Source organism: Mesorhizobium sp. M0983 (genome assembly GCF_040318975.1).
GTDB lineage: Bacteria > Pseudomonadota > Alphaproteobacteria > Rhizobiales > Rhizobiaceae > Mesorhizobium.
The window spans coordinates 15,343-41,652 of record NZ_JAMYNH010000020.1 but is presented as its reverse complement, the minus strand read 5'-3'; the positions used below and the strand labels follow the sequence as shown (position 1 = coordinate 41,652).

21 protein-coding genes, 10 pseudogenes and 1 riboswitch are annotated in these 26,310 nt (G+C 60.3%); of the genes and pseudogenes, 7 read left to right on the top strand and 24 right to left on the bottom strand.

Going from position 1 to position 26,310, the window contains the following annotated elements:
• Positions 1 to 16 precede the first annotated feature (16 nt).
• The 7 genes and pseudogenes from metK to NKH71_RS26675 form a co-directional block, all read right to left on the bottom strand.
• Positions 17 to 1,192, bottom strand: a complete 1,176-nt coding sequence (gene metK, locus NKH71_RS26705) for a methionine adenosyltransferase (RefSeq protein ID WP_023721418.1) — start codon at positions 1,190 to 1,192, stop codon at positions 17 to 19.
• 54 nt (positions 1,193 to 1,246) lie between these two features.
• Positions 1,247 to 1,629, bottom strand: a pseudogene (gene glyA / locus NKH71_RS26700) (serine hydroxymethyltransferase); the annotation flags it as partial.
• 835 nt (positions 1,630 to 2,464) lie between these two features.
• Entirely contained in the window at positions 2,465 to 2,902 is a 438-nt protein-coding gene (locus NKH71_RS26695; protein ID WP_352895430.1) for a hypothetical protein, read from the bottom strand.
• 75 nt (positions 2,903 to 2,977) lie between these two features.
• Positions 2,978 to 3,340 (bottom strand): type I restriction enzyme subunit R domain-containing protein, encoded by a 363-nt coding sequence (locus tag NKH71_RS26690; RefSeq protein WP_502900418.1) that lies wholly within the window; start codon positions 3,338 to 3,340, stop codon positions 2,978 to 2,980.
• A gap of 17 nt (positions 3,341 to 3,357) precedes the next feature.
• Complete coding sequence (locus NKH71_RS26685; RefSeq protein WP_352895428.1) at positions 3,358 to 3,774, bottom strand: hypothetical protein; 417 nt, start codon at positions 3,772 to 3,774, stop codon at positions 3,358 to 3,360.
• A gap of 63 nt (positions 3,775 to 3,837) precedes the next feature.
• Entirely contained in the window at positions 3,838 to 4,254 is a 417-nt protein-coding gene (locus tag NKH71_RS26680; RefSeq protein ID WP_352895427.1) for a hypothetical protein, read from the bottom strand.
• Between the two features lie 33 nt (positions 4,255 to 4,287).
• Positions 4,288 to 4,959 carry a prenyltransferase/squalene oxidase repeat-containing protein gene (locus tag NKH71_RS26675; RefSeq protein ID WP_352895426.1) on the bottom strand — a complete coding sequence of 224 codons (672 nt, stop codon included), beginning with the start codon at positions 4,957 to 4,959 and terminating at the stop codon, positions 4,288 to 4,290.
• Between the two features lie 172 nt (positions 4,960 to 5,131).
• On the opposite strand from NKH71_RS26675, the gene NKH71_RS26670 reads away from it, so the two are divergent.
• Entirely contained in the window at positions 5,132 to 5,353 is a 222-nt protein-coding gene (locus tag NKH71_RS26670) for a hypothetical protein (RefSeq protein WP_352764186.1), read from the top strand.
• A gap of 72 nt (positions 5,354 to 5,425) precedes the next feature.
• On the opposite strand, the gene NKH71_RS26665 is transcribed toward NKH71_RS26670, so the two are convergent.
• The 5 genes and pseudogenes from NKH71_RS26665 to NKH71_RS26650 form a co-directional block, all read right to left on the bottom strand.
• Positions 5,426 to 6,958, bottom strand: a complete 1,533-nt coding sequence (locus NKH71_RS26665; RefSeq protein WP_352895425.1) for a Fic family protein — start codon at positions 6,956 to 6,958, stop codon at positions 5,426 to 5,428.
• 444 nt (positions 6,959 to 7,402) lie between these two features.
• Positions 7,403 to 8,009 (bottom strand): annotated as a pseudogene (locus NKH71_RS26660) (FAD-dependent oxidoreductase); the annotation flags it as partial.
• Positions 8,010 to 8,012: 3 nt separating this feature from the next.
• Positions 8,013 to 8,380, bottom strand: a pseudogene (locus NKH71_RS33525) (phosphomethylpyrimidine synthase ThiC); the annotation flags it as partial.
• Between the two features lie 112 nt (positions 8,381 to 8,492).
• Positions 8,493 to 8,684 (bottom strand): annotated as a pseudogene (locus NKH71_RS33520) (phosphomethylpyrimidine synthase ThiC); the annotation flags it as partial.
• A gap of 105 nt (positions 8,685 to 8,789) precedes the next feature.
• Positions 8,790 to 8,905: riboswitch (TPP riboswitch) on the bottom strand.
• A gap of 501 nt (positions 8,906 to 9,406) precedes the next feature.
• Positions 9,407 to 10,564, bottom strand: coding sequence for a porin (locus NKH71_RS26650; RefSeq protein ID WP_352895424.1), 1,158 nt, complete (start codon positions 10,562 to 10,564; stop codon positions 9,407 to 9,409).
• A 1,049-nt stretch (positions 10,565 to 11,613) separates the two neighbouring features.
• Between NKH71_RS26650 and hemN the strand changes: the two genes are divergently transcribed.
• Positions 11,614 to 12,954, top strand: a complete 1,341-nt coding sequence (gene hemN, locus NKH71_RS26645; protein WP_023721405.1) for an oxygen-independent coproporphyrinogen III oxidase — start codon at positions 11,614 to 11,616, stop codon at positions 12,952 to 12,954.
• A gap of 228 nt (positions 12,955 to 13,182) precedes the next feature.
• Here hemN and NKH71_RS26640 read toward each other — a convergent pair.
• A pseudogene (locus NKH71_RS26640) lies at positions 13,183 to 13,410 on the bottom strand (PIN domain-containing protein); the annotation flags it as partial.
• Here NKH71_RS26640 and NKH71_RS26635 point away from each other — a divergent pair.
• Positions 13,407 to 13,748: pseudogene (locus NKH71_RS26635) on the top strand (transposase); the annotation flags it as partial. The pseudogenes NKH71_RS26640 and NKH71_RS26635 overlap by 4 nt on opposite strands.
• Positions 13,749 to 13,752: 4 nt before the next feature.
• On the opposite strand, the gene NKH71_RS26630 reads toward NKH71_RS26635, so the two are convergent.
• Positions 13,753 to 14,715, bottom strand: a complete 963-nt coding sequence (locus NKH71_RS26630) for an NUDIX hydrolase (protein WP_352469024.1) — start codon at positions 14,713 to 14,715, stop codon at positions 13,753 to 13,755.
• A 147-nt stretch (positions 14,716 to 14,862) separates the two neighbouring features.
• Between NKH71_RS26630 and NKH71_RS26625 the strand changes: the two are divergent.
• Together NKH71_RS26625 and NKH71_RS26620 are read left to right on the top strand one after the other, a co-directional pair.
• Positions 14,863 to 15,079: pseudogene (locus NKH71_RS26625) on the top strand (3-methyl-2-oxobutanoate hydroxymethyltransferase); the annotation flags it as partial.
• 261 nt (positions 15,080 to 15,340) lie between these two features.
• Positions 15,341 to 15,958, top strand: coding sequence for a cold-shock protein (locus NKH71_RS26620; protein WP_352895423.1), 618 nt, complete (start codon positions 15,341 to 15,343; stop codon positions 15,956 to 15,958).
• A gap of 116 nt (positions 15,959 to 16,074) precedes the next feature.
• Here the strand turns inward: NKH71_RS26620 and NKH71_RS26615 are convergent, their stop codons facing one another.
• The 5 genes and pseudogenes from NKH71_RS26615 to groES form a co-directional block, all read right to left on the bottom strand.
• Positions 16,075 to 17,157 carry an HPP family protein gene (locus NKH71_RS26615; protein ID WP_352895422.1) on the bottom strand — a complete coding sequence of 361 codons (1,083 nt, stop codon included), beginning with the start codon at positions 17,155 to 17,157 and terminating at the stop codon, positions 16,075 to 16,077.
• A 643-nt stretch (positions 17,158 to 17,800) separates the two neighbouring features.
• Positions 17,801 to 18,184, bottom strand: coding sequence for an ABC transporter permease family protein (locus NKH71_RS26610; RefSeq protein WP_352484137.1), 384 nt, complete (start codon positions 18,182 to 18,184; stop codon positions 17,801 to 17,803).
• Between the two features lie 65 nt (positions 18,185 to 18,249).
• Positions 18,250 to 18,429 (bottom strand): annotated as a pseudogene (locus NKH71_RS26605) (hypothetical protein); the annotation flags it as partial.
• 161 nt (positions 18,430 to 18,590) lie between these two features.
• Positions 18,591 to 20,255, bottom strand: a complete 1,665-nt coding sequence (gene groL, locus NKH71_RS26600; protein WP_352895421.1) for a chaperonin GroEL — start codon at positions 20,253 to 20,255, stop codon at positions 18,591 to 18,593.
• Between the two features lie 65 nt (positions 20,256 to 20,320).
• Positions 20,321 to 20,617 (bottom strand): co-chaperone GroES, encoded by a 297-nt coding sequence (gene groES / locus NKH71_RS26595; protein WP_352844357.1) that lies wholly within the window; start codon positions 20,615 to 20,617, stop codon positions 20,321 to 20,323.
• 426 nt (positions 20,618 to 21,043) lie between these two features.
• On the opposite strand from groES, the gene NKH71_RS26590 reads away from it, so the two are divergent.
• Together NKH71_RS26590 and NKH71_RS26585 are read left to right on the top strand one after the other, a co-directional pair.
• Entirely contained in the window at positions 21,044 to 21,406 is a 363-nt protein-coding gene (locus tag NKH71_RS26590) for a S46 family peptidase (protein ID WP_352484140.1), read from the top strand.
• 46 nt (positions 21,407 to 21,452) lie between these two features.
• Positions 21,453 to 22,100 carry a S46 family peptidase gene (locus NKH71_RS26585; RefSeq protein ID WP_352895420.1) on the top strand — a complete coding sequence of 216 codons (648 nt, stop codon included), beginning with the start codon at positions 21,453 to 21,455 and terminating at the stop codon, positions 22,098 to 22,100.
• A gap of 726 nt (positions 22,101 to 22,826) precedes the next feature.
• Here the strand turns inward: NKH71_RS26585 and NKH71_RS33515 are convergent.
• The 5 genes and pseudogenes from NKH71_RS33515 to bioD all read right to left on the bottom strand — a co-directional run.
• A pseudogene (locus tag NKH71_RS33515) lies at positions 22,827 to 22,988 on the bottom strand (NrtR DNA-binding winged helix domain-containing protein); the annotation flags it as partial.
• Positions 22,989 to 23,113: 125 nt separating this feature from the next.
• Positions 23,114 to 23,350, bottom strand: a pseudogene (locus NKH71_RS26580) (aspartate 1-decarboxylase); the annotation flags it as partial.
• A gap of 68 nt (positions 23,351 to 23,418) precedes the next feature.
• Entirely contained in the window at positions 23,419 to 24,402 is a 984-nt protein-coding gene (gene bioZ / locus NKH71_RS26575; RefSeq protein ID WP_352895419.1) for a 3-oxopimeloyl-[acyl-carrier-protein] synthase BioZ, read from the bottom strand.
• On the bottom strand, positions 24,399 to 25,664 hold the full coding sequence (locus NKH71_RS26570; RefSeq protein WP_352895418.1) for an adenosylmethionine--8-amino-7-oxononanoate transaminase: 1,266 nt from the start codon (positions 25,662 to 25,664) through the stop codon (positions 24,399 to 24,401). Before NKH71_RS26570 ends, bioZ begins: the two co-directional genes overlap by 4 nt.
• Positions 25,664 to 26,299 (bottom strand): dethiobiotin synthase, encoded by a 636-nt coding sequence (gene bioD, locus NKH71_RS26565; RefSeq protein WP_352484144.1) that lies wholly within the window; start codon positions 26,297 to 26,299, stop codon positions 25,664 to 25,666. The genes NKH71_RS26570 and bioD overlap by 1 nt, the downstream gene beginning before the upstream one ends.
• Positions 26,300 to 26,310: the final 11 nt, after the last annotated feature.

The following is a 26,310-nucleotide window of genomic DNA, read 5'->3' as shown; positions in this document are numbered from 1 at the left end:
GGTTCGGCGCCAGCCCTCACGGGGCGGCAAGTCCTGCCTCGCGACGCAATTCGTCGGCCCTGTCTGTCTTCTCCCAGGTGAAGTCAGGCTCTTCACGGCCGAAATGGCCATAGGTCGCGGTCTTGCGGTATATAGGGCGTAAGAGATCAAGCATCTTGATAATGCCCTTCGGTCTGAGATCGAACAACTCAAGAATGAGGCGCTCGATCCTTCTTTCCTCAACCCTCGCTGTTCCGAACGTGTTGACCATGACAGAAACCGGACTGGCCACGCCGATTGCGTAAGCAAGCTGCACCTCGCAGACGTCCGCAAGTCCGCTAGCGACGATATTCTTTGCGACATACCGGGCCGCATAGGCAGCTGAGCGGTCAACCTTGGACGGGTCTTTGCCCGAAAAGGCGCCGCCGCCGTGACGACCCATCCCACCATAAGAATCGACGATGATCTTGCGTCCAGTGAGACCGCAGTCGCCGCGCGGCCCGCCGACTACGAACCTCCCCGTCGGGTTGACCAGAATTCTGATGCCTTCCGTCTCCAGGTGGGTCGGCAGGACAGGCTTTATGATTTCCTCAATGACGCCCTCGCGGACCGTCTCTTGCGAGACCTGCTCGTCATGTTGGGTCGATACGACGATGGTATCCAGGGCGACAGGGCGCAACCCCTCATAGCGCACTGAGACTTGGGATTTCATGTCAGGACGCAACCAGCCAAGCTGTCGTGCTTTCCGGACATCTGCCTGTCGTTTCGTCAAGCGATGAGCGAGCTGGATCGGCAAAGGCATCAGAGTATCGGTTTCGCGGCATGCGTAGCCGAACATGAGGCCCTGATCTCCCGCTCCCTGTTGGAGGTCCTGCCCTCGTCCCTCGTCAACGCCCTGGCTGATGTCGGGCGACTGCTCGGTCAGTGCATGAACGACGGAGCAACGCCGGCCGTCAAAGCCGACGGCCTCGTCGTCGTATCCAATATCGAGAATCGTATCGCGCGCAACTTGGCTATAATCCACCTGCGCATCGCTGGTAATCTCGCCAGCCAGAACGACCATCCCTGATTTTACCAACGCTTCACAGGCGACGCGCGCCTTGGGATCGGTGCGGAGGATGGCATCGAGGATGGCATCCGAGATGTTGTCGGCCAACTTATCCGGGTGTCCCGCGCCAACCGATTCGGAAGAGAACACGAACTGCCTAGCCATGAAATGCCTCGCTTCGGGTGTTGGAGTTGTATGGGGCATTTTGCTTAGCCCACCTTACCTGTCGGTGAGGCCCGGGACCTCGAACGCAGCGCACAGGTCGGCAACGTCTCTTCGCAAGCAGGCATGGAGATCTTCGTCTTCTGGCTCGCCGGAGGACGGAGTCCATGAAGCCAGCAATTTGCACGGTTTCCACATCGCGCAAGCCCATTGACGTCACTGCTGGCGCCCCCCAGGCGAATTCCGCTTGTGACCTCAGGATGGCGCGGGTCCCCCGGCACCCTATTAAAGTTCGTAATGATGCCTGCCTTCGCTAACCGCTCGGCATAAGCCTTGCCTGATAGTGGTCGATCGGGAAGATCAAGGATCAGCATGTGATTGTCAGTGCCCCCGGTGACCAGGTCATAACCTCGGTCCAGAAGCGCGTGGGCCAGAGGCCGCCAAGCGAGACCGTCCGCAAGTGTCGGGCGGCGCGATGGCGCCGTCGGCGGAGTTGTCCATGGTGGTTTCGCGCTCCAATTGGATCTATTTCACGGTCAAGCATGCGATCCCCTTCGACGGCGCGTCTTGTGTCGCTTCGAGCCGTTGAAGGTCTCGTTTGTGATAGCCATCGCCGTGGGGCAGGAGATCAACCAACAACTGAACCAGCCCGCCGTCCTTACCTGCTGCTTTGAGATGGTACGAGCACCACGGGCGTTGTTCGGTGCAGTAAAGAAAGTCGGCTCTGGCCAGCAGCCGGACGTGTCGTACAACGTGATCACGACGCAGACCCAGAATCTCCGCTAGCTGGCAGACAGTTAGGTCCGCGTGCGCGCAAAGACCTAGGATTCGAAGGCGATCTAAATGCGCTGCCGTCCGTAGGCGACTGACCAGTGTCAGCATTGGTCAGGACCAAGCCACTTGGAAAGCCTGGGCACTCCTACTGAATTTGTCATTTCGCGTTCTCCACAGATGTTGCGGCTTTCGAACCAAATTATATGGTTGATTGTCCACCGACCGGACAATGTCGGTGGCCGTGAAGATACTGTTTTGAGCCGATATGGCTGTGTCGAACAAACAAGATGGGCGCTCTTCTTGCCATTGCCTTTAGCCGAAATTGCACGCAGTTCGGCGGGTCGGAGAATAAGCGGCGCCACGGTTTGGACCCCACTGACCTCAGACGTTGCAATAAGCCTACCATTCACAGCGAACCGAAGTTGCTAAGAGTCTATGAATTTCCTTGAAGGATCTGTTGCAACGTTTGCCCAGCCCGCTCGTGCTCCCGGTTTGCAGCGGTCAATCTCGAGCAGACTGACCGTGATGCAAAGATGACAAAGAAGGTTCCCTTTCAATCCGATCTTCTTCCGGCGCCAAGGATACGGCCTGTCCCCTTGTAGTAAAGCGTAGTGAGAAGATTCCATGTGCGGTCAGCTTGATCCTGGATTTTACGCTCGCTGGACTGCTTGATTTTGCGGGGAATGGTGACCCTATCGTCCAGCACGTCCTCCCAAACGTGCTGAGCTCAAGGAGGCTCATGCCGTCGAATGGTGAGATTTTGCGGGGCTCATCGGCTTTGAAATATGTGTCGATCAAGTGCCGCATATCAGCCTCGTAGGCCTTCAGATCGAGGCTTTCGTTGCTGGCCAGACGCACAGTGTCCCGCGCATTCAGGTAATGCTCGACCTGTTTCTTGATGCGGGCAACGTGGGCGTTGTTGTAGCCTGCGGCATCCATTTCATCCGCGATATTAGCATACGCCCGCAGCAGCCCTGCGGTTGCCTTGTACAGGGCCGCGCGCTGAGGTTCGCGCTATTTAAGGTCTGACGCGATTTCGGTGTTGCCGCAGAAGAAGTGGATGTATTCTAGTTCTCCTTTCGGCGGCTCCACTCGCTCGCAAAGCAGGACAATGCGTTCCAGGGCTTGATCGAGACATTCTTTTCCTTTTTTCAGACGGTCCTTGAGCAGCACATCCGGAGCCGGCCCGTCGTCGGAATGATCAAGTTCCGACGTATAGACCGCGATCGCATTCTCAACCTTCTTGAACAGGCCCTTGTAGGCGACGATATAACCGAAATCCTTGTCCTCGCCGTCAAGCCGATTGGTCCGGCAAATCGCTTGGAACAGGCCGTGGTCCTGCATAGACGTGTCTATGTAGACATAGGTGCAGCGCATCGAAAGCTGTGAGCAGCTTAGTCGACGACCACCAGCAGCTTCATGTTCGCCGGCTCCTTGGTGAAAAGAGCCTTGGCCGCCTCCTCGTACACCTCGGTTTTGGACAAACCGCCCTTGGCCTCAACGCCCTTCAGCAACTCGGTGTAGGTGTTGTAAATGACCTGCCGGTCGGTATCGGTGTTAGCGCCCGTCCCTTCCTTTGTGATGTCCTGCGCATTCGGATTGTACGATTTGATCAGGGCGCACTTGTTGCGGAACGGGTCTTTTGAAAAAGCTCGAAGTACTTGCAGGCTTCGTAGATGCTGGAGGCCACGAGAATTGCGTTGCCGCGTTCGCTTGACAGGCGGGGCTTCACGCTGAAATCGAAGACGATGTCGCTGACGACACGATCCATGCGGGATCGCGAGCTGAGCACGTTTTACATCGTGCCCCATTTCTTTTTTAGCTCATCCCTTTGCCAGTCATTCAGGGCCTTGGTTTTGGCATCGAACCACTGATCAATTTTGTCCTCTGAACCCAGGCGCTGTCCGGGGGCCGAGCGTCTCAGTGCCGTTTTCGCGGAAGGCTGACAGCGCCAAATCTTCCCGCCGCTCAAACAGCCCATAAAGGAACATTTCCACAGCATGCACGGTCGCTATGGCAGCAAGCCGCCGATTATTGGCGCCGCCTTCCAGCTGCAGCTCTTCTGCCTTGCGGAAGAAGTCGCGCGCCATCAGGAGAAAGCCATCGACCTGCGGCAGCATCTCGTTTTGGCGCGCGAGATATTCAAGCACCAAGGCCGCGACAAAATCCTCTGCCCACGGCTCTGCCTGCCAGCCTCCCAGCACGGTCTGACCGGAGACCAGCCAGGCATCTCCAGCCGCCAGCACGTGGGGCACGTCATCGACAAAATCAGACCGGCGAATAGCCTCCATCGCGAGTGTCGTGGCGATGACCTCGGGATCGTCTTAGCCCGCGTCGCGCGGAAGCGCGCCTGTGTCAGGAATAACTTGTGTGATCAGCCATGACACGGCTTTCCGAATTGCGTCGTGGTAGCGGTCATCGCCAAGCCGCTGAAGGGCGACTGTCGCAAGGGCCGTGGCGCGCAGGCCGGGCCGGGGAACCCCTTCTCTAGTTTCATTCCAGCAGCCCCCACCCTCCTGGCGGCGCACGAGGCGATCAGTCAGGACCGCAATTTCCCGGCGCAGATCGCCGATAAGTTTCGGGCTTCGCGAACAGCGCCAGAGTGGGTAGCCGATATCTTCAACCGGGGCGGCCGCTTCTCCCTCGCCAGTGCCGAGCGCGATCATATGCGTTGCGCATTCGGCCAGCGCGCCGTCAAGGCGCCCCGCTTCCGTCGCGCTGCCGTAAAGGTCCAGGAACCACGCCAGCGAATAAGACCAGTCGGCAGGCAAGTCCTGCCCATTGTGATCCCTTGCGACGACGGCCACGACGGCGTTGCGGCCTTGGGGCGTGCGGGGCTCTATCCCAAGGATCGGGTATAATTCGGGTGTCGGCTGCTGAAGGATACGCGCCGGCACGAGCGACAGTGCTTTCTCCAGCGAGGGAGGAAAATCCTCCAGTTCTTCGGCCAGTTCGGCAGCTTCTCTCCTTCGTCCCTCGCGGCGCGCTTCTAACATATTCTGCCGCAACCACGGCAACGGTGCGCTGCGCCCGTTCAGCGGTGCCGGTGGCAATCAGCTCGGCCGGAATGTCACCATCCTTGATCGCCCAGTGCGTACGGTGCTGTTCGAACTGTTGAATGCGCAGCCGGTCCGCAATTCTCAACACCGCTGACCGGTCGAGAAAGGCATGTTCCGGATCGGGCTCGAAGGTGAAGGCCAGTTCGTGTCCGCGCCGAACGATATTGCGTATGCGGCCGTGCCGGACCACGCGCGCGAGCGGGCCTCCCTCCCCAACTTCGTACATCAACAGCGCCGGGATTTCCTCCAGCCGGCGCAATGTTTCAGGGCGCGCGAGGCCGATAGCCTCGGCCTCGGCGCCGCTCTATTCCTTGAAACGGTCAATGGTTGACGTGAACGGCGGCGTTTCCCACCACTCGCCGTGGCCCGAGACAAGCAAGTTAAACATGGCACACCACCGACCTCACGCCGCCTTCTCCATAGACCACTTCACCCGTTCGGCGAGAAAGGCGGCGAACGTTTTCACATTCATATTGACGCTCGCCTCCTCCAGCCCTGCGAGGTAGGCCTTCCGGTCATCGACTCTGACGACTGTCCAGGGGTAACCGCCTGAAGCCAGCATCGCGTTCATGAGGAACCGCGCCATTCGTCCGTTGCCGTCCGGATAGGGGTGCACATAGCCCACAAGCCAATGCCCCAGCACGGCACGCACGGAGGCCTCCTTCTCCGCCTCCAGCAGGTCGAACAGCTCATGCATACCATCGGCCACCGCTTCGGTACGCGGCGGCACGTGCTGCGAGCCGCGCAGGTACACAAGGTGGTTGCGATATCCCGCCAGCGCGCTGGCTTTGAGGATGCCGGCGGTCACTGACGGCGCGAACAGCTCCCGGTACCACTCCCGGTGAGTGTCCCGCGTCAACGCGCCGGCTGGCTTGCCGTTGATGATCGCGGCAACAGAGTCTTTGACCTTCTGGAATGCGAGGTAGTAGCCACGCGCGGCTAGCGCATCCCGGTTCTTGCGGTCCTCTTCATCAATCTCCGGATTCCAGCTCCCCTCGCGCACCCGGTCGATGAGTTCCGGGGTGACGCTGTACCCTTCTATCGACAGCGAATGGTAGGCGTCGCTTTCGTAGATATCCTCGACGAACTTCATATAGGCGTCTTTGTCGGACGGCAGTCCGGGTGCCTTCGGGAATATCTCGATGATGGCTTCGCGCTGCGATTGCCAGATCGCGCGCAGGCGGGCGACCAACGGCGGTACGCCCGCCGCAATGGTTGTCACTCCAATTTGTCCCGCGAACGGATCGGATTCGCGCACGTCATAGCCGGCGGCTTTGAAGGCGGCCACGATTTCATCGGCAAAGGAGTCGCGTCCTACGCGACGGAAGGCCCCCGCAAGCCGTCCCGCCACGGCGGAATGGCCGCCATCAAGCAGCAGGACCAGAACGGTTGATACGTCGCGCACCGACGCCATAGCGATCTGCATCTCGATAGGCGCGCGCTGGAAGAACGCTTGCGGCACCCGGGTAAGGGCGGCCTCGACAGTGAACACGCGCTGGCCGTTTTTCTCTGTCAGTTCGGCCGGCATCTCCTTGACCTTGAGGTCATAGAGCGAAGTGCCGAACAGCAGGTCGATTTTGTTATTCGTGCCTTTGGGGGTGTTCACCACCACCTGAGGCGGAATAGTGGGCGCTTCCGCGTGCAGAAGCAGCGACTGCTCCGGTGACACGAACCAGTCCTTGCCGAACCGGTCATTGCAGTAAAGGGAGCAGAACTCCCAGAAGCTCGCGTACCAGGGGGTGGTGTCTTGCTGCTGTGCCTGCGGGCTGGTCGACATGAGCCAGCCTTTCATAACATCGCGCAGGAACCCGTTCTGCAGCAGTCGCTCCCGGTGGACGCGGGTCAGCTCATCTGATTTGAATATGCGCCGCCCACCCTTCTGCAGCTCTTTGAGGACGGCCAATGATACAGCGAGTTTTTCATGGGGCTTGGCCATGGCCGTACCTTTGCAACTTTTTAGAGCTGTGCGATTACAAGTATATAGTGCCGATAGGAGACAAGTCAATGATGCTGTGGAGTTGCAAGTTTTTTAAGTTGTGCAATAACAAGCTTTTTATGCGATAATCGGCAAGTGAAATCACAGTTTTGATCGTCTCCATAGCTCGTCTGCGCGAAGGATCGTCACCGGATGGGCCGAGACCAGCTCCCCAGCAGGCTACGCAGGGGCTCGGGGCGAGCCTACAGCCTGGCCCTCCGAAGCGCTTCGAAGGAGGACGCGCCTCTTTGAAAAACTCGCCCGTTGTGCATCGTGGGTACCCGTAAACGCGAATTCTCAAAGAAAAGACGCTCCTTACCTCTCCCTCCCGCCACGATCATCACGGCCGCGCCCGCGCTCACTACGCCGCGACGCCCGCGAGATCGGCTTCTCGGCAATCGCCCCGAGCGAGACATCACGCGTATGGAGGATCAGCATTTCACCGCGCATGCCGCGTAAATCGTCGTCGGCCCGCGCGATGCCCGTGCAGTCGATCACCTGATCAAAGCCGGAAAAGCCAACCTCGCCCGTCTCGAAAAGGAAAACGACGCCCATCGCACGCAGTTGCCGGCGAGGGCTTCGAGAGCCCGACGGGGATCGAGATGAGCTTCGCTACAAAAAAACAGGCTCTGATGAAAGCGGCCGGCAAGATCGGGCTCGAGGGCGGCAACAACCTTTTCGTCGACGCACTCATAGTTGCGCGTACGAGCTGCAAAACGGGCAAGCTCGAAGGCATCGCGCTGATGGGCGACGACGAGAGTGCCGGCCCTCCTCACCAGCGCGGGCAGCGCCCTTTCCCACCAGTCGGCTGCAACGTTGCCGAAAGTGACGACCGCCTCCTCGGCGCCTTCGCGTTCGCACCAAGCGCGAGCATCCCGCCGGCGAGCCAGGAGGCATTGCCGCCGATCTGGCTGCGAATTTCAGCAACCGTGACGGATGCACCCGGCGCGGCCAATTCATGGGCAACGGTGAGGCCTGCCACACCCGCGCCTTTGACAAGAATGCGGCGCATGGCTCAGCGCGCCCTCTGATCTTCCTGCGCTGAGGCCTGTTTTTCCACCTCGGGCGTTTCGACCGGCATATAGAGATCGCCGCCCTCGCGGTATTTCGCCGCCATCGCCGCCATGCCCTCCTTCTGCGCTTCGGCGCGAATGTCGTGAGAGATGCGCATCGAGCGAATTTCGGCCCGCATATCGAGCAGAAATGTGCCAGCTTGTGCGCTTCCTTGGGCAAGGTCTGGTCGTGGAAGGACCGCGCGGTTTCCGGATCGAGCGACAGGTTGAACTAGGCCTCCCAGCGGAACTCGAATCCGGCCCGCGACAGCGCGTCGCCGCGGATGTTCGCCGCCGCGTGACCCTTGGCCAGGTCGGCGGCATGGGCGCTCGCCAGTCACAAATCCGTTGTCTTCCGGCCGGACATGGCGGCCGTCACAGGCTTCGACATCGCCACGCGCGGTAATCCATTCGTGGCGAAGCCGGGCAAGGCCTTTTTCGATCCTGGTTTTGATGGCCGGATCGGTGTAGGGGCCGGACGGATCGTAGACGGTGACTGGCGGTTCGCCGGCCGTTGGATGGACTGCAATTTCGCGCATCGGCACCCTGATCTGAGGGTGAATGCTGCCATGCTTGTGGATCTTGCGTGAGGCGGGCAGCGGTCCCGTCGGGACGGCGGGGGTGGGGGCATTCATCATGAGGCTCCTTTGCTCGTGCATTGGAGACCCAGTTCTGTGCCGGAAGAATGAAAAGACGCTTTGGTCGACCTGCTCGAAACAGGACCTCGGGCGTGAACTCCCGCAAAGCGCTTGCACCGTCCCTACGCCAGTATGAACTGGATCAGGTTCAACGGGTCACTGCGCCGCGAAAGCCAGCAGTATCTCAGCCCCTTGCCGGGACTCCCCTGGGTGAATGCTTCAGGTTGAACGGGCGAGCGGTATCTTGTCAAGCGCATTCGGGCGGCGGCGGTGATCGTCGGGCGATCGTCTCGGCCAGGCGCAAGATCGGATGGAGCATCGCCTGAGAATCGTCTGTTCCTCGATCAGCCTCGCTTATGCTCTGGAGCTTGTTCTCTCGCGCCCGAATTTCCGCGGGGATGGCTGAACGGAGGCGATCCATTTGCGATTTTCAAGTGCGTCGGGCCGCACCCCAGTTCGGAAAACCTGGCCGGGTAGTGCTGGATGGCAGGGTCCGTCAAGCGGGCGGAAGGAATGAGGAAATGAAAGAGTTGCAGATCAAAACGCATAATCGAGCGATGAATATCGCCTGCGCGATCATCCGGACCAGATCTGATATGAAACATCGTCCGGCCCCGAGATCGAGGCTCCAATCTCGTATAGCTTCCATACGACGTTCTCTTGGAGTGTTGCGGGATTGGTCCGCTCAACCGGATCTCGAGCTCAACCCTTTCATCCCGTTAGAATGAGCGTTCGAAACGCAGGATTCCGGCGACACCGCTCTTCTTGTTGGCGTTGGTCCAGTTCACGTTGGAAGCGTCCACCTTGCCGACGGCGAAGTTGCCGTAGCGGCTATAGTCGAGTTCCGCCGTAACTGTGAAATCTGGAAGAAACGCATAGGCGACGTTTGCAGCGACACCATGGTTCTTGAGCTGATCACCGGAGAGCTGAAGGTTGAACGAAGTTGTCTCGTTGAGCTTGTAAGTGGCGCCAGCCCAGAAAGCCCAGTTCCCACCCCAACTCTTATAGAAGCCGCGACCATGAGCGTCGATGGCGTTCGTGGAGTCGTCGTTGAGCTTGCCGTTGGAACCGTAGCCGAGCATTCCGAACAGCAACAGTTCGTTGGTGACATTGATGTCGACACGGACCTTGGCGGCCACCGATTCGTAGTTGCTATCATAAGCGGCAACGCCGGTGATCGCGCCCCAGCCATGTGTGTATTTCAAGCCGCCGACTACGTGCGGAGAGTAGCTGTCGATTGTGCCGACCACGCCCGAGCCTTCTTCGAGCGAAACCACGGCCGAAAAGCCGTTCCCGGCGTCGAAGTAGTACTGAACCACATTGGTATCGAAAGCGCCGTACGGAACCGGCGTCTGGTTGAGTACGTCAACCGCGCCGCCAATAAACATGTCGAAGGCCGACCAGTCCTTACCAACTCGGAGGCCACCAAGCTGAATCCAGGCGAAAGTCAAGGTGCTGTCTCCGTTCAAGGCATAGGACCGAGAACTGTCCGAAACCGAAGTGTGGCGGTTACCGAAGTTCATGCGGGTTTCGGTGTAGGTCTTCAACGTGCCGAGTTCGGTCTCCTGGCCGGTCCAAGTTTTCAATGTGAAGCGCGTGTTGTTTTGACATGTGTCCTGATGCTCACCAGTCCTCACATCGGAGGTTCTTGCGTGGTCAAACAATCCGACATGGCGCAAGCCGATGTCGTAACGGACATAGCCGCCGATGCGCAGGCAGGTCTCAGTGCCTGAAATGTAGACGTAGCCCGAGCCGTAAACGTCGCAGATTTTAACGTACTCAGTCGGGTCAGGCTCGGCAACGGCGGTCACGGCGCGAGCGTCGGAAACGGCAATCAGTGCCGCAGTTGAGCCGAGGAGGAGGCTCCTAATGTTCATTGTTGATCTCCGTTCAAACAGTAAAAGGGATGGACGTCAGTGAATGAATTTTTGCTAAGGAACCATTCGATAACGATGCGCATTGAGTGAATTTTTGAGCAGTTTTGATGCTCTCGTCATGCCAGATGTTCATGAGAAATTGAGAATACTATTGGGTATTATTGTTACAGATATGCAATTGTTATTACAAATATAATTATTGCCGAAACGACGCCATTCAACATTTCTGTACAAACCATCACCGGTCATCTCCGCTAGTTGTGGGCGGGCCGTCACAAAGGCTTCTATTGCAAATGACGTGCCATCCTGACGACGCAGCTGCGGCTTGAAGCTCAAGTGTGCCGGCGGACCTTGCTTGGCTCTTCCTTCCTTTCTGCCTTGCGGATCAATCCAAGCACGAACGGCAAACGTTTCGGCTACGGTTCGTCTGTTCGCTTCGCGACAGTTTCGTTCAATGGCGACAGCTTTGTTTGCTGTGAGCCCCGACGTTGAGACATCATGCGGCGGGCGCCGCTCGGTACGACGCCGTCATTTTGGCGAGCGCGATGGTCGGTAATCACGCGCTGAACGCGCAGCCTTGCCTTCACCAGGGAGTCAGTAGGCGCGCCAGCCTTGGCATTGCGGCGGACCTGACGGTCGCGTCGAGCAGGCTCTCGTCCTGATAGACGGCGCGCCACAGCTAATGCTTCTTGCCAGCAATTCACAAAACGAGCTCATCGAGATGCCAGAGATCACCATGGGGCTGCGCTAGCTGGCGAGCAAAGTCTGGTCCCAACGCGGTGTTATCTCGTTGGATGCGGCAGCCGCTCAGCAGAATCTACGCGACCAGGCGCTGGCTGAAGGGAAGGGATGGTGGAACCAAACGGTCACGCGTGAGGGTCGCGGCGGGAACAGCCATGGCCAGTCGCTGACCGTCCAGCCAAGATTGAACGGCCGCTATTGCTGCGAAATACAAGTTTCGAGCCCAAAGCGGAACGGACTGACATAGCGCAAAGACACAGGCGAGCGCAGCGGTAAGGTTGGTGGTTATCAGCATGGGACGGTAACTGTTGCAGACCACGAAATATCGAGAGGCCCGGCTGCCTTGGTACACTATCTATCCGACTGTGTCGGAGTTCTCTGGGGCGGTCGGCGCCGAGGCTTATGAGGAATGGCTCAAGAACCTGCCGGCTGACGGTCCGGTGTCACTCTATCTGCACGTTCCGTTCTGCCGATCAGCGTGCTGGTATTGCGGCTTTCCCACCACCATCACCCGCCATGATGCGCCGATCCTCAACTATCTGGCGACCGTGCGTGAAGAGATCCGTCTGGTTGCGGAGCGAGTGCCGCAGACGTTGCCCGTGAGCGACATACATTTCGGCGGCGGAACTCCGTCTCTCATAGGACCACCCGAGTTCCTCGCTCTGATAGAGTTCCTGCGACGCCGCTTCGCTCTGTCGAAAACAGCTACGGTCGCCATCGAGATCGATCCACGCACGTTCACGGTCGAGATGGCCGAGGCCTTAGGAGCGGCCGGCGTGAACCGCGCGAGCCTCGGCGTGCAGAGCTTCGATCCAATCGTTCAAAAAGCGATCAACCGGATCCAGAGCGAGGCCCAGACGTCGGCTGCCGTGGAAATGCTGCGTCGGCACGGCGTGAGCCGCATCAACTTCGATCTCATCTTTGGTCTCCCGCATCAAACGGTGCAATCCTGCGTCGAGACAGCGAGGGCGGTGGTCGCCATGCGCCCCGACCGGCTTGCGGTGTTCGGGTACTCGCACATTCCATCCCAGATAAAGAATCAGCGCCTCATCGAGGAGGAATTTCTGCCGGACAGCGCTGCCCGCGCTGAACAGCATGCGGCTGTGGCCGTGACGCTGATTGCCGCCGGCTACCGAGAGATCGGGCTCGACCATTTCGCCTTGCCGGACGACGAGCTCGCGCTGGCACAGAAAACCGGTCGCCTGCGGCGTAACTCGTTGGGCTACTCGGCCGACACCTGCAGAACCCTGATCGGTTTCGGAGCGTCGGCTATCGGCCGCATCGGCCAAGGGTACGTTCAAAACGAAGTTACACGGGATTCCTACATCCAGCATATCGCAGCTGGCCGTCTGGCGACGTCAAAGGGCTATCGCCTCACCGACGACGACCGCGTGCGAGCCGCAATTATCGAGCAACTAATGTGCGATCTCGAGGCCGATGTGCAGGCAATCTGTGCCGCCCACGGATCTGATCCGATCCGTCTTCTCGATTCAGCTGAACGCTTGGCGATGCTGGCCGAGGACGGGATAGTGGACTTCGAAAACGGTTTTGTTCGCGTACGGCGGGAGCATCGCTTTGTGATTCGTGCTGTCGCTGCCGCGTTCGATGCTTTTCTCGATCGGGATGGCCGTAAGCATAGCCCCAGGTGAGGGCAAGCATCCAACCGGAAGCTAAACTCGACGCCCTTGGCCGAGGCCTGTCATGAAGCGCGCGTCAAGGATGCGAAAAGCAGAGCTGATCCGCCTATTTCATCTCATCTTCAATGACATCGACCTCGTGGCTTGCCACCGAGGCGTTTCCATATTGATCGTGGTAGGTGCGGGATATCTGGGTGTTTCGCCGTCAGCGCATGAAGATCCCCGCCATGTGATGGGTCAGGAGATCGCGGTGGCTGCGATCAGCCCGTCCGTCGATGACAGACCGCGGCCACGCCGCTTCGCGAGGCCCGTCAGGTCGCCCCAGGCCAAGGCAACCAGTTCGTCCACCGGCAGGACTCTCGACTCGAAGCGCTGCGGCAGGTCCCGGGCGAGCCATTCGGCCAGTGCGTCACGTTTCCGACCTTTGTCCATGAGGGCAGCGCCGCGCCGGATCTCGGCGATCGACACAGACCCGCATTGACCCTACGCGGCTGGTCTTCCTGGATGAAACATGGGTCAAGACCAACATGGCGCCGTTGCGCGGCTGGGGTGTGCGCGGCAAGCGGCTGATGGCCCACGCACCATATGGCCATTGGAAGACGATGACCTTCATCACCGCGCTGCGGCAGGATCGGGTGGAGGCGCCTTGGGTCATTGACGGACCCATCAATACGCAGGCCTTTCGCGTCTATGTCGAAACCGAACTCAACAAAACACTGAAGCCGGGCGACATCGTCATTCTCGACAATCCCGGTTCTCACAAGGGCCAAGCCATCCGCGACATCGTCAGGGCTGCTGGCGCAAGGCGGGTCAAGCCCGCGAGAGCGGCAATTTTGTTCCGGCTATCACCCTCTCGTCGAGAACGGCGTGACGGAAGCGATAAAGTTGCGCCGGCCGGCCGCCGGTTTCCGCGGTTGTCTCACCGGTTTCCTCGACCAGCTCCTGCTGCTCGATTAGCCGGCGAAAGTTCGGCTTACGTACGAGCCTGCCGGCAAGCGCCTCCACGGTGCGCTGCAGCTGCAAAAGCGTGAAGACCGGCGGCATCAGTTCGAATACGACCGGCCGGTATTTGATCTTGGAGCGCAGCCGCGCAATGCCGGTCGCCAGGATGCGACGATGATCGGCGATCATCGATCTGCCCGACACCGAGGTGGGCGCAGCGGAATGTCCGGCGCGTATTGCTTCCTCCACCAGGGCGGCTTCGTAGAGCAGCTCATAACGTTGAAGCGCGAGTTCCTCGTTCCAATGGCGGTCGTCAAAGCCGAAGGCGATCGCCGCCCGCCGTCGTCGGTCGAGGCGTGTCGTACCGTCGTCAGTGCCATCCGCCCATTCCATCAGGCGCGGCCGCAATTCGTCCAACACGACCGCCGGTGTGCCGGAGCGGTGATCCTCCCACGGGAAATAGTCGTACCAGCTTCCCCAGTGTCGCCCGGCCGGGTCGCCAGCTTCGTCTTGGTGGGTGAGCGCCAGATAGCTGATAGAGACCACGCGGTCGTCAGCGCCAACCCTGTCGCGATCGGCGAAGGTGTAGAGCTGTTCGATATAGCCGAGCGGCTGGCCGGTCTGTTGTTCCACCCATCCTCTGAGGCCCGACTGCAGCGAACGGTGAGCAAGCTCGAACGGGCCGGAGGGCAGGGCGTTTGCCTGCGGGATGGTCAGAACGCAGGGGGCGCTGCTGTCCATGGCGACCACAACGGCGATCAAGTCCGCATTGACGTCGTTGGCCTTGCCTCCAGCTCCGCCTTTCCTAATCCCTTTTGCGCGATCGTCCATGGTCCCCGAGGTCGTTGAGCAGAGCCCTGCCGCGTAGGCGGCTGAACCGATTGAATTCCGTTTTTGTCTGATAATTGTCGGCGCGTCAACACCACCCGTCGTGGCGATTTTAGCTCTTCGCAGCTGCACAAAAAGTGCCAACGCGACATCCGTGCTTGGGGAAGGAGGCCCATTGAGTGCGCCGATTCAAAGCTCGTCGATCGACATTGCGACGTTGTTCTCGTCGGCGACAGCGCGGCATGGTTCTCCACGGCTTGGCGTCGACGCTGGGCGTGACGCTGGAGATGATGATCATGCACGGTCAGGCCTGCCCCGTGGCCTGGAGCCGGCGCAAATGGTCGTCGACCCGCCGTTCGGTTCCTTTTGAAGAAACCCGGAGCAGGCTTTCCGCAATGCCTGATAAAGCCCTTCCAGTGCGCCCGCGCCAGCATCATCGCACTCTCGCTCCAACACAACCTATGCGAGTCAGTAAATCGACTCGCCGGCACTATTGTTTCAGGGGAAATGAATCTAGTTTCAAAGGGTTCGGCCGATAGGCCGGGCACAGCTGCGGCCTTCACGGCCTTTTTGACATAAACGCGTCGCCCGATTGAGATTATCTTGACGGTAGCGCAGTGCGCCATCCATGCCAGTCGAGATGATCATGGGCAAATATCGAGACCATCGCGAGCCACGCCGGCATCGCTATGACGATGACCCCGTTTCCTTTTCGGAACGGACTTCCGAGCCAAGCTATTTTCAGCGCCCGCCGCCCGTGACGGCAGATCCTGTCGATGCGGAGGTATTGTGGTTCACAGTCAGCAAGGGTTTTGGCTTCGTCAAACTGTCGGACGGCACGGAGGCCTATCTGCACGTGCGAGTGTTAGAGGCGGCCGGAAGCCGGGATGTTGCCGCGGGGACGCCTCTCAAGATCACGGTCGAAAAAAGTCCAAAAGGTCATCAAGTCGCGCAGGTGCTGGAGATCGGCGATCACCGCTCGAAAACTCCGTCACATACGCGCGTCGCTGGAGGGACCTTCGTTGAAACCGGTGCGCAGCTGGAGAGGGGGGGCACGGTCAAGTGGTACAAACCCGAAAAGGGCTTCGGCTTCATTGCTCCTGACAACGGTGAGAAGGACGTCTTCGTTCATGCCAGCGCCCTGACGCGCTCAGGGCTCAGCGTGCTGGTGGCGGGACAGAAGGTGTTTGTCGAAGGCGGGCAAGGCAAGAAAGGCTGGGAAGTCCGGAGCATTCGCCTTGCCTAGACGGCGATGCATTGCTCGCCTCGAAGGAGATGCCGGAGAGCGTCGGGCGGCCGCCATACTGCTATCCTATTGGCGCCCCATCGGGTTCCCGGATTGAGCAAGTCCGGATCCCTATTTTATGCCGCTGCCAGCGTTGTGTCCGCCATGTGCACGCGCGCTGCCGCTGCCAGCAGGTCGGTCTGGGTGATCAGCCCAATAATGCGTCGCTCGGCATCGACGATGACCACGGCATGGCTGCGGCCGTCGGTGAGCACCGGCAGCAGGCTCATGGCCCGCGTATCGGGAGAGGCGGTGCCAGCCTTCGACATCACAGCCCTCACCGCGTCGGTCGCCTTCGTCAGCTCGCGCAGGCCAACTACACCGACCAGCCCGCCCTCGGCGTCGGTCACCGGCAGCGTCCGGATGTTGTGATCGAGCAGCAAGTGACGCGCCTGGTCGGCAGGCGCATGTTCATCGACCGAAATCACATCGCGCGACATGATGTCCTCGCACAGCAGGGTGCGGTGGGAGCGCACCATCGCCTGCAACTCGACCTGCCGCAGCAGCCGCTCAAGATCGTTGCGGTCGATATCGAAGGTTTCCTCCAGCGCGCCGAGCGCGGCATCGATATCCTCGGGCTGGAAGCCGACCCGCTCCCGCGCCGGCGGATCGATGGTTCCATGCGCGCTTTTAAGGGCGGGGGCCGCCACATGTGGATAGTTGCGCCGCGACAGTTTATGGATGCCGTAGCCGAGTGCGACCAGCACGATCGAGTTCAGCGCTACCGGAACGAAGGGAAACAGCAAGCCGGAACTGAAGACGGCCGGTCCGCCGAACACCGCAGTTAAGGCGGCGGCGCCACCCGGCGGATGCAGGCAGCGCGTGAACGACATGGCGGCGATGGCCAGCGCCACCGCAATGCCGGTAGCAAGAACGGGTTCACGCACGAAATGCGCCACGATCACCCCGACCAGCGCCGAAATCGTATTGCCACCGATAATCGACCAAGGTTGCGCCAGCGGGCTTGAAGGCACGGCAAAGAGCAGCACGGCCGATGCTCCCATTGGAGCAACTAGCAGTGCGACATGTGGGCCAGACCCGTTCGCCAGCGCACTGATCACGCCAGTCAATGCGATGCCGATCATGGCCCCGATGCAGGCGAGCAGCCGCTCGCGCAGCGTTGCACCGGCAAGGATCGGAACAAAGAGACGAAACGCCATGGCATACCCTTGGGCGAGTGGTCGGAACTCCGCGCTCCGCAATGCAGGCAAAGCCACAGATTTGGAAGTTAAGCCAATTCGGAAAGTCGGCTCACGGGGGAATACTTTTGCGCGAAACGGCCATTGCCAAATGGGTGCAGACATTTTGATCGGCCAGAGAAGGCAGACGGCACGCTGATCCGCTCGAGCGCAGCTAGAGGCCGAGGGCTGCCGTGCCGCGGGCAGCCGGAAATGGGGATGGTCGGAGGTCGAGCTGGGATGGACACTAAGGAATTCAGAGGCTTCGAAAAGCGTGCTGACAATGTCGGCATGGCAAGACAAATCAGGCCCTTGTCGCTCCACTTCCGAGGCGAACTCCAGCGGAGTACGGCTTCTACGCGGTGCTTGGTCTACCTGTCCTTGCCACCATCGGATTCGTTGGCTGCTGAAACGTCCACCAGTAGCCGCTGAGAAGACGACTGCCGCCAGTGCCGTCGTGGAACCGCTATATGACGGCGGCGTGGTTACAGAGCCGGCTCGTGTCGATCGGGCGGGGGAGCCTGATGTGACGTACATGGTCCAGAAAGTGGCCAATGTAGGTGCTGGCATCGTCAACGTGATCAGGTCACGTAATAGCGGTAACACAACCGCGACCACGAGCCTCTCAGGCGTTCGATAAGGCGGGAAAATCCGATCGCCGGACCAAGCGCGATTCCGCCACACTGCCACACACGAAACCGATCAGGTCACGTTCCAGGCTCGCCAGAAGATTGGAGCCGAGGCCACCTCGGCTGAACTCTGCCATGCCGCGGGCCGCCACCTCTCCCAGCCGCGGTAGAAAACGTGGGTCAGCAGCGCCGGCATGGGCGAGCAACTCCCAAATCGCGAGCAGCGCCATCGACACCGCAAGCGGCCGCAGATGTCGGCCGATGAAGCGGAAGGCCGGCGGTGCGATGGAAGCGCCGTGCGACAGCCTATCCCGACCTGCAATCGTGATCAGGCTGATCGTGGGTCTCCGGACGCCAGCGTTGCAGATAGTTTTCGGCAAGCGTGAGCAGGCCGTGGATCACCAATTCGGTCAGGCCGACCACGATCATGGCCGAAAGAACGAGTTCAAATTGAAAGAGCTGACGACCATAGGCCTTCAGGTAATCGGAGCCCTTCGAACGATGCGATGAGTTCTACCGCAACCAGGGTCTGCCAGCCGTTGGCAAGGCCTTCTCGCAGCCCTGTAAAGATCCACGGCACGGCGGAAGGCAGCACGATGATCGTGAGTTTCGACCAGCGGCTGAACGAAAGGACACGGCCAGACCCGTCTCACGACGACGCCGTTGCGCTTCGCCGCCATCAGCTGGGTAGAGGACTTGCACCTCCAAGCTGTCGATCATGCTCGGCACACAAAAAAGGGCGGCATTGCTGCCGCCCTTTCCGCTGTAGGTTGATAGGGGGCTGGATTAGAAATCCATACCGCCCATGCCGCCCATGCCGCCCATGCCACCGCCGGGCATACCAGCCGGCATGCCGCCGCCAGCCGACTCCTTCTTCGGAGCCTCGGCGATCATAGCTTCGGTGGTGACCAGCAGGCCGGCGACCGAGGCCGCGTCCTGCAGAGCCGTGCGCACAACCTTGACCGGATCGACGATACCCATGGCGATCATGTCGCCATATTCGCCGGTCTGGGCGTTGTAGCCGAACGTCGCGCCCTTGTTCTCAAGGATCTTGCCGGCAACGATCGATGCTTCCGCACCGGCGTTGGCCGCGATCTGGCGGGCCGGAGCCTGCAGCGCGCGACGCACGATTGCGATGCCCGCGGTCTGGTCGGAGTTAGCGCCGGTGACGGTGATGGCCAGCGAAGCGCGCAGCAGGGCGACGCCGCCGCCGGGAACGATGCCTTCTTCGACGGCCGCGCGGGTAGCGTTGAGGGCGTCATCGACGCGGTCCTTCTTTTCCTTGACTTCCACTTCGGTCGCACCGCCGACGCGGATGACGGCAACGCCGCCCGCCAGCTTGGCGAGACGTTCCTGCAGCTTCTCCTTGTCGTAGTCCGAGGTGGTCTCCTCGATCTGCTGCTTGATCTGGGCGACGCGGCCCTGGATCTCGGCCTTCTTGCCGGCGCCGTCGACGATGGTGGTGTTCTCCTTGGAGATCGACACCTTCTTGGCGCGGCCGAGCATGTTGAGGCCGACATTCTCGAGCTTGATGCCGAGGTCTTCGGAGATGACCTGGCCACCGGTGAGAATGGCGATGTCTTCCAGCATGGCCTTGCGGCGATCACCAAAGCCCGGCGCCTTGACGGCGGCGATTTTCAGGCCGCCGCGCAGCTTGTTGACGACCAGCGTGGCCAGGGCCTCGCCTTCGACATCTTCCGAGATGATGACCAGCGGCTTCGAGGTCTGCACGACGGCCTCGAGGATCGGCAGCATGGCCTGCAGGTTGGAGAGCTTCTTCTCGTGGAGAAGAATGTAGGCGTCTTCCAGATCCGCAACCATCTTCTCGGCGTTGGTGACGAAGTAGGGCGAGAGATAGCCGCGGTCGAACTGCATGCCTTCAACGACTTCAAGCTCGGTCTCGGCGGTCTTTGCTTCCTCGACGGTGATGACGCCCTCATTGCCGACCTTCTGCATCGCTTCCGCGATCATCGAGCCGACCGACACGTCGCCATTGCCGGCGATGGTGCCGACCTGGGCAACCTCTTCCGAGGTCTTGATCTTCTTGGCGTTCTTGATCAGCGTCGCGACGACGTCGGCGACGGCGAGGTCGATGCCGCGCTTGAGGTCCATCGGGTTCATGCCGGCGGCAACCGACTTGTGGCCTTCCTGGACGATCGACTGTGCCAGAACGGTCGCGGTGGTGGTGCCGTCGCCGGCGATGTCGTTGGTCTTCGAAGCAACTTCGCGGACCATCTGCGCGCCCATGTTTTCGAACTTGTCCTCAAGCTCGATTTCCTTGGCGACGGTGACGCCGTCCTTGGTGATGCGCGGTGCGCCGAACGACTTGTCGATGACGACGTTGCGGCCCTTGGGGCCGAGCGTGACCTTCACCGCGTCGGCGAGGATGTTGACGCCGCGCAGCATGCGCTCACGAGCGTCGCGGGAGAATTTTACGTCTTTGGCAGCCATTTTTTACTCCTGGGCATTTCGCCCGAAATTCAGATTGGATGGTGCGGATGAAAGGCGGCGGCGTGTCAGCCGATGACGCCCATGATGTCCGCTTCCTTCATGATCAGAAGGTCTTCGCCGTTGAGCTTGACTTCGGTGCCCGACCACTTGCCGAACAGGATGCGGTCGCCGGCCTTGACGTCCAGCGGGACGAGCTTGCCGACCTCGTCACGGGCGCCGGAACCGGCGGCGATGATCTCGCCTTCCTGCGGCTTTTCCTTCGCCGTATCGGGGATGATGATCCCGCCGGCGGTCTTCGCTTCGGACTCAACCCGACGAACGACCACGCGGTCATGCAGCGGCCGGAAATTCGACTTTGCCATTTTTGGATTTCCCTGGTGCGGATGTTGAACGGTTCTCCGTTGCCGGAGCGTGTTTAGCACTCACCAGAAGCGAGTGCTAACGCGGCAGTGAGATAGGCCGTAGGCTCCTGCTAGTCAAGACGGAAGAGGGACGGGCGAAGAGCAAACGAGCGTGGAAGCACCGAGCCTTTTACGTGAACGACGTCGGAGATCGGACATGGATGGGGCGGCTCACCATTTGCAACTGAAGGCTTTATTCATTTGGCACGATTGGTGCAGCGAATGATCCGCAAACGTTGCGCGCGACCGATATAATGAGAGGTGAGCGCCATCAGGATTCCTGCGTTAACCGTCCACTCGGTCTTTACGGTGTGGCCGCCGCGCGGGCGCCAGGACTCCGGCCATCCCGATAGTCACCAATCCAATCTGCGGAGAACAGGAGGCAAGATGAGAGCGACAGTCAGCACGAACTCGAATTTGAAATGTTTGGCCAAAGCAACTGCTATCGCCTTGCTCTGGACGGTCACGGCTACGTCGGCGGACGAAGGTATGTGGATGCCGGGCCAGACTGCGGAAGTGGGCGCGGCCATGCGCGCGGATGGGCTCCAGATCGATCCCGCCCAGCTGGGCCGTCTGGACGCTGGCCCGCTCAACGCGATCGTATCACCGGGCGGATGCTCCGCCTCGTTCGTCAGTCCACAAGGGCTGGTCGCAACCAATCATCACTGCGTGTTCGAATCCATCCGATACTACAGCAAGGAGGGCCAGGACTATCTCACAGACGGCTTTCTGACGAAGAGCCCTGGGTGAAGAATTGCCCGCGGCGCCAGGCAGCCGAATCCATGTGATCGAGGACATGCGGGATGTGACCGCCGAAATACTCAAGGGCGTCTCGGACAAGCTGAATGGGTTTGCCCGCTATGAGCGGCTCGCCACGAACCGCAAGGCCCTGATCGCCGCATGTGAAGGACAGCCCAATCGCCGCTGCGACGTAGGGGCCTATTATGGCGGCGCCTCCTACTATCTCCAGCAGAAGCTCGAAATCGAGGACGTGCGCCTTGTCTATGCGCCCGCGCTCGGCGTCGGTAACTTCGGCGGCGAAACGGACAATTGGATGTGGCCGCGCCACACAGGCGACTTCGGCTTTTATCGCGCCTATGTCGCTCCTGATGGTTCCTCCCGGCCATATGCGCGCGACAATGTGCCTTACCGGCCGAAGAGTTGGCTACCCATGGCCTGTGCAGGCGTCAAGGAAGGCGACCTTGTGATGGTCGCCGGCTTTCCCGGCGCAACCCACCAGTTCCTGACGGCGCATGAAGTCCGGTTCAACTTCGCGCAATTCGAACCGCGGTTGCAGCGTTCGCTCTCGGATTATGCCGCCCAGATCAAAAGGCAACGGCAGGCAATCGCGAGGCGCAGATCCATTGACCGCCCGCTTCACAAATTGGCTCGGCCTAAAACGCATGGGAAAGGCAGAAAAGGCAACAGATCGGCACCAGAATGAATATGGCCGCGCGAACTGACAGACGCGCCAACAATCGGCATCTCGCATGGTCGGTGGCACTGGACGTGGCTCCCACCCTGCTGGCGCGACTCCCCATCAGGTCGTCGGGGTTTCGCTGGCGAAAAAAACTTCCGCGTGTCTCTGCGCGATCCATCCCGCTTGCGCGTGCCTAGTCAACCAAAAAACTGACCATCTGCAGGATCAGGATCAGCAAAAAAAAGCCAAAGGCAGACGCCAAAACAGCTGCCAGCAGGACGATGCGTTGTTTCTGCACCCCACAGTTCCCCCGGGAGAGAGTCTAATGATAATCCTTAAAAAAGGCGCCCTGGAACAGGGCGCCCTACGCTCATTTGTGCAAGTTTAAAGTTTAGCTTGCCTGCTTATGTAATTAAACGTTTCTTTTATGCGACACTTCTCCAAGTGTTACTCGCAAAAATCGAACGTATCGCGCATTTAGACGAACTGTACATTCGATAGCGACTTTGACGCATGCGTTTATTGTCGGTATACATCCTTCACCGTTGCCGCAAGGCATTGGCCCACTCGCGCGGCACCTCTTCACGACAAAGGTTGAAAGCCCGTCCTCGGGCGTTTCATTTCCAAGATCACTTCGATCCACTCATACGGGCTTCCCGAGCGAGACCGTGGGTTCGGACCGTCCGAATGAATTTCTCGTTATAATCGAATTGATTATAAGGGATATTTCTACGTTGAGTATAAAGGATGTCAAGCCCTCGCCAGCGGCAATTTTGTCCGGGCGACCGCCGTTTCGTCGAGGACATGGTGGCGGAAGCGATAAAGCTTCGCCGGCCGACCGCCGGTATCAAATGCACTTTCGCCGGTCTCCTCCACCAGTTCCTGCTGCTCCATCAACCGGCGAAAGTTCTGCTGAAGCGCCCCTGCCGATCTAATCGTCAACGCCGTCCGCGTCAGCGCATTGCCATCGGTCAGAAAGCCGACGACATTGTTGATGACGAATGTAACGATCCGGAATGCGCGCTTCGTCCAGATGGATGGAGTGGGCTGGCTGGTCCGGGCGGCCGCGCCGTTGAGGATGCAGCATCGAGAGCCGCGCTCGCCGAGGATGACATAGGTCGAGATGCGCGCGCCGGAAGTCTTGCTCCATGTCTCCACGAATCCATTGGCAAGGATCCCGGCTTCTTCGCAGTAGTCAGGGTCGAGCGTTATCGAACCGTGGCAGTTGAGGTTTGCTTCGGTGACGTGGATGCGTGCAGCTTGCCGGCGACTATTTTCGCATTGGTCCCGTTGTCCTATTCATCTCACAGAGCCAGTCCTGATGTTGAGCAGCTTCGCTGGGCTAAATCCCGACGACGAGCGCCCCGCCGCTGAGTCCCGCACCTGCCGCCGCCAGGAGTATTTTCTCGCCCGGCCGAAACGGCTCCGCTTGATTGGCGAGCGACAGTGAGAGCGGGATCGTCGCGGCCGAAGCGTTGCCGTATTCGGCAATCGTCTTGACGATCAGGTGATCGGCAACGCCGAGGTTTCGCCCGACCGCATCGAAAATGCGAGCATTGGCCTGATGCGGCACGAACCGGTCGACATCCTGTGGTCGCACTCCGGCAGCGGCTAGCGCGCTTATCGAGCAATCGGTCATCATCTCGACGGCCTTTGCGAACACTTCGCGGCCGTCGGTCATCGTCATTCGGGTTTGCGCGAGGTCGAGGTCACCGTGGAACGGCTTGTTGCTTCCTCCTGCGGGAATCTGGATCAGCCCGTATCGCGAGCCGTCCGAATCCACGGAGGCACCGAGAATCCCCCGATCAGTATCCTCGCAGAGACCGATCACGAGGGCGCCGGCGGCATCGGCAAACAGCACGGCGCTGGCGCGCTCAGAGGGATTGATGCGGCGGCTGAGGATATTGGCGGCGATAACAAGGCTCGCTTTGCCGTGCAGGCGGGTAAATCCGTCCGCAAACATCAGCGCATAGATGAAGCCGGCGCAGGCACCGGTCAGATCGACCGCGCCTGCGCGGCCAAGGCCGAGCTTGTGTGCGACCAGGGGTGCACTGGGCGGCAGAAGATGGTCGGGCGTCGAGGTGGCAACCAACAGCAGACCGATCTCGTGGCGCGCAATGCCGGCGTTCGCCAGCGCCATGTCGCCAGCCTGCGTGGCAAGACCAGACAGCGTATCTTCATCCGTTGCCCAGAATCGCGAGCGAATTCCGGTGCGCCGCTCGATCCAGCCAGGTTCGAGCCCGAGATTGTTCTCGATCTCGGCATTCTCCACTTTGCGCCCAGGCGCATGATGGCCAAACCCGAGAATGCGCGACGACCTGGTCATGGCTTCGAACCGAAGCGTTCGCCGGCCTCCTCGATGGCGTCATAGAGCCCGTCCAGTTCCTCGCCGGTGATGCAATAGGGCGGCAGAAGGTAGAGGACATTGCCGAGCGGGCGCACGAGCAGGCCGCGCTCGAGGAAAAATGCGCGCAGCTTCGGCCCGATCTCGGCCAGATAGCCGGCAGAGCCGGCGCGCAGGTCGAGGGCCGCGAGGGTGCCGGTCGTCCGGCTGTCAGTGAAGTAGGGATTGTGGCGAAAGCGTTGAAGCCCGGCGGCCTGCTTCGCGCTCAAGGCCGCGATCCGCTCGGTCACCGGCTCGTCGCGCCAGATCTCGACATTGGCAAGTGCTGCCGCACAGGCAATCGGATTGGCGGTGTAGGAACTCGAGTGGAAAAAAGTCTTCTTCCGATCGTCGGAATAGTGGGCCTGGAAGATGGCATCGGTGGCGAGCGTGGCCGCGAGCGGGATGGTGCCACCGGTCAAGCCTTTCGAGGTGCAAAGGATATCAGGAGAGATCGATGCCTGCTCGCAGGCGAACATGGTTCCGGTGCGTCCCCAGCCGGTCATCACCTCATCGGCGATCAGCAGCGTGCCGGAGGTCTCGGCGATCTTCTTCAATTCGGTGACAACCCAGGCCGGATACATCAGCATGCCGCCGGCGCCAAGCACCAGCGGCTCGACAATCAGGGCGGCGGCGCGCTGGTCGCGGCTGACGGCCTCGAACCGATCCAGTGTTTCCTGCTCGCGCCCGGCGGCCGGGAAGGGAACGGTGTCGACCTCGAACAGCAAGGGTTCGTAGGCGGCGTTAAACACGCCGCGGGCGCCGACGCTCATCGTGCCGATGGTGTCGCCGTGATAGCTGTGCTCCATGACGGCGATGCGCGAGCGCGGAGCGCCGGTGTTGCGGAAATAGCCGAGCGCCATCTTCAGCGCGACTTCGACGGAGGTCGAGCCGCTGTCCGAATAGAACACCCAGTCGAGTCCGGCGGGAGCGAGTCCGACAAGCGCCTTGGCCAAGCATTCGGCTGGCTCGTGCGTGAAGCCTGCAAAGATGATCTGGTCGAGGCTCGAGGCGGTCGTCTCGATAGCTTTCATGATGCGGGGATGGCGGTGGCCATGGGTGACCACCCACCAGGAGGAAATGGCGTCCAGAATGCGCACGCCATTGGCTTTGTGGAGATACGCGCCTTCAGTCAGGACGATTTCAGGGATCGCCGGCTCGAGCGCGTGCTGGGTGAAGGGATGCCACACACGGGATTGCGGCATCATTCGCCTCCGGCAATCAAAGCGAGGTCGAAGCCGGCAATCATCGCTTGTCTCAGCGTTTTGTCCGTCAGCGGATCGAGGTGCGGCAGCCTGCCGAGTTGCGGCACGTCGCCGAATTCCACGATCGTCCGTTGCGTATCGGTCATCTCATCGCCGATGAAGGCGATGCCAGCCAGCGGGATAGCGCGCGCCCGCAGGGCCTCGATCGACAGCAGGGTGTGATTGATTGTTCCGAGCGCGGTGCGGGCGCACAGAATGACCGGCAGCTGCCACTGTGCGAATATGTCGATGAACCTTGTCCGGCGGTTCAGCGGCACCATCAGCCCGCCGGCGCCTTCGATGACGAGCGGTGTCGGCAGGACCGGAAATGAAAGATCGGCAGCCTCGATCGAAACGTCGTCGATTTCGGCCGAACGATGCGGCGAAAGCGGGCTCTTCAAGCGGTAGGCTTCCGGCAGCACGCGCCCCGACGGCAGCCCGGCAAGTCGCGCAACCGCCTCGCTGTCGGTCTCGCCGTCGAGGCCCGATTGCACCGGCTTCCAGTAAAAACCGTCAAGCAGGCCGGCAAGCCCGGCCGAAAACACCGTCTTGCCAATTCCGGTGTCTGTTCCGGTGATGACGATGCGCTTGGTCATGTCGCCTCCGG

Bases quoted from the DNA above. Each gene is read 5' to 3' on its own strand.
- metK (WP_023721418.1), bottom strand. From the start codon at position 1,192: ATGGCTAGGCAGTTCGTGTTCTCTTCCGAATCGGTTGGCGCGGGACAC.
- NKH71_RS26695 (WP_352895430.1), bottom strand. From the start codon at position 2,902: ATGGATGCCGCAGGCTACAACAACGCCCACGTTGCCCGCATCAAGAAA.
- NKH71_RS26690 (WP_502900418.1), bottom strand. From the start codon at position 3,340: ATGCGCTGCACCTATGTCTACATAGACACGTCTATGCAGGACCACGGC.
- NKH71_RS26685 (WP_352895428.1), bottom strand. From the start codon at position 3,774: ATGGGGCACGATGTAAAACGTGCTCAGCTCGCGATCCCGCATGGATCG.
- NKH71_RS26680 (WP_352895427.1), bottom strand. From the start codon at position 4,254: ATGGAGGCTATTCGCCGGTCTGATTTTGTCGATGACGTGCCCCACGTG.
- NKH71_RS26675 (WP_352895426.1), bottom strand. From the start codon at position 4,959: ATGTTAGAAGCGCGCCGCGAGGGACGAAGGAGAGAAGCTGCCGAACTG.
- NKH71_RS26670 (WP_352764186.1), top strand. From the start codon at position 5,132: ATGTTCCGGATCGGGCTCGAAGGTGAAGGCCAGTTCGTGTCCGCGCCG.
- NKH71_RS26665 (WP_352895425.1), bottom strand. From the start codon at position 6,958: ATGGCCAAGCCCCATGAAAAACTCGCTGTATCATTGGCCGTCCTCAAA.
- NKH71_RS26650 (WP_352895424.1), bottom strand. From the start codon at position 10,564: ATGAACATTAGGAGCCTCCTCCTCGGCTCAACTGCGGCACTGATTGCC.
- NKH71_RS26630 (WP_352469024.1), bottom strand. From the start codon at position 14,715: ATGGACGATCGCGCAAAAGGGATTAGGAAAGGCGGAGCTGGAGGCAAG.
- NKH71_RS26620 (WP_352895423.1), top strand. From the start codon at position 15,341: ATGCCAGTCGAGATGATCATGGGCAAATATCGAGACCATCGCGAGCCA.
- NKH71_RS26615 (WP_352895422.1), bottom strand. From the start codon at position 17,157: ATGGCGTTTCGTCTCTTTGTTCCGATCCTTGCCGGTGCAACGCTGCGC.
- groL (WP_352895421.1), bottom strand. From the start codon at position 20,255: ATGGCTGCCAAAGACGTAAAATTCTCCCGCGACGCTCGTGAGCGCATG.
- groES (WP_352844357.1), bottom strand. From the start codon at position 20,617: ATGGCAAAGTCGAATTTCCGGCCGCTGCATGACCGCGTGGTCGTTCGT.
- NKH71_RS26590 (WP_352484140.1), top strand. From the start codon at position 21,044: ATGAGAGCGACAGTCAGCACGAACTCGAATTTGAAATGTTTGGCCAAA.
- NKH71_RS26585 (WP_352895420.1), top strand. From the start codon at position 21,453: ATGCGGGATGTGACCGCCGAAATACTCAAGGGCGTCTCGGACAAGCTG.
- bioZ (WP_352895419.1), bottom strand. From the start codon at position 24,402: ATGACCAGGTCGTCGCGCATTCTCGGGTTTGGCCATCATGCGCCTGGG.
- NKH71_RS26570 (WP_352895418.1), bottom strand. From the start codon at position 25,664: ATGCCGCAATCCCGTGTGTGGCATCCCTTCACCCAGCACGCGCTCGAG.
- bioD (WP_352484144.1), bottom strand. From the start codon at position 26,299: ATGACCAAGCGCATCGTCATCACCGGAACAGACACCGGAATTGGCAAG.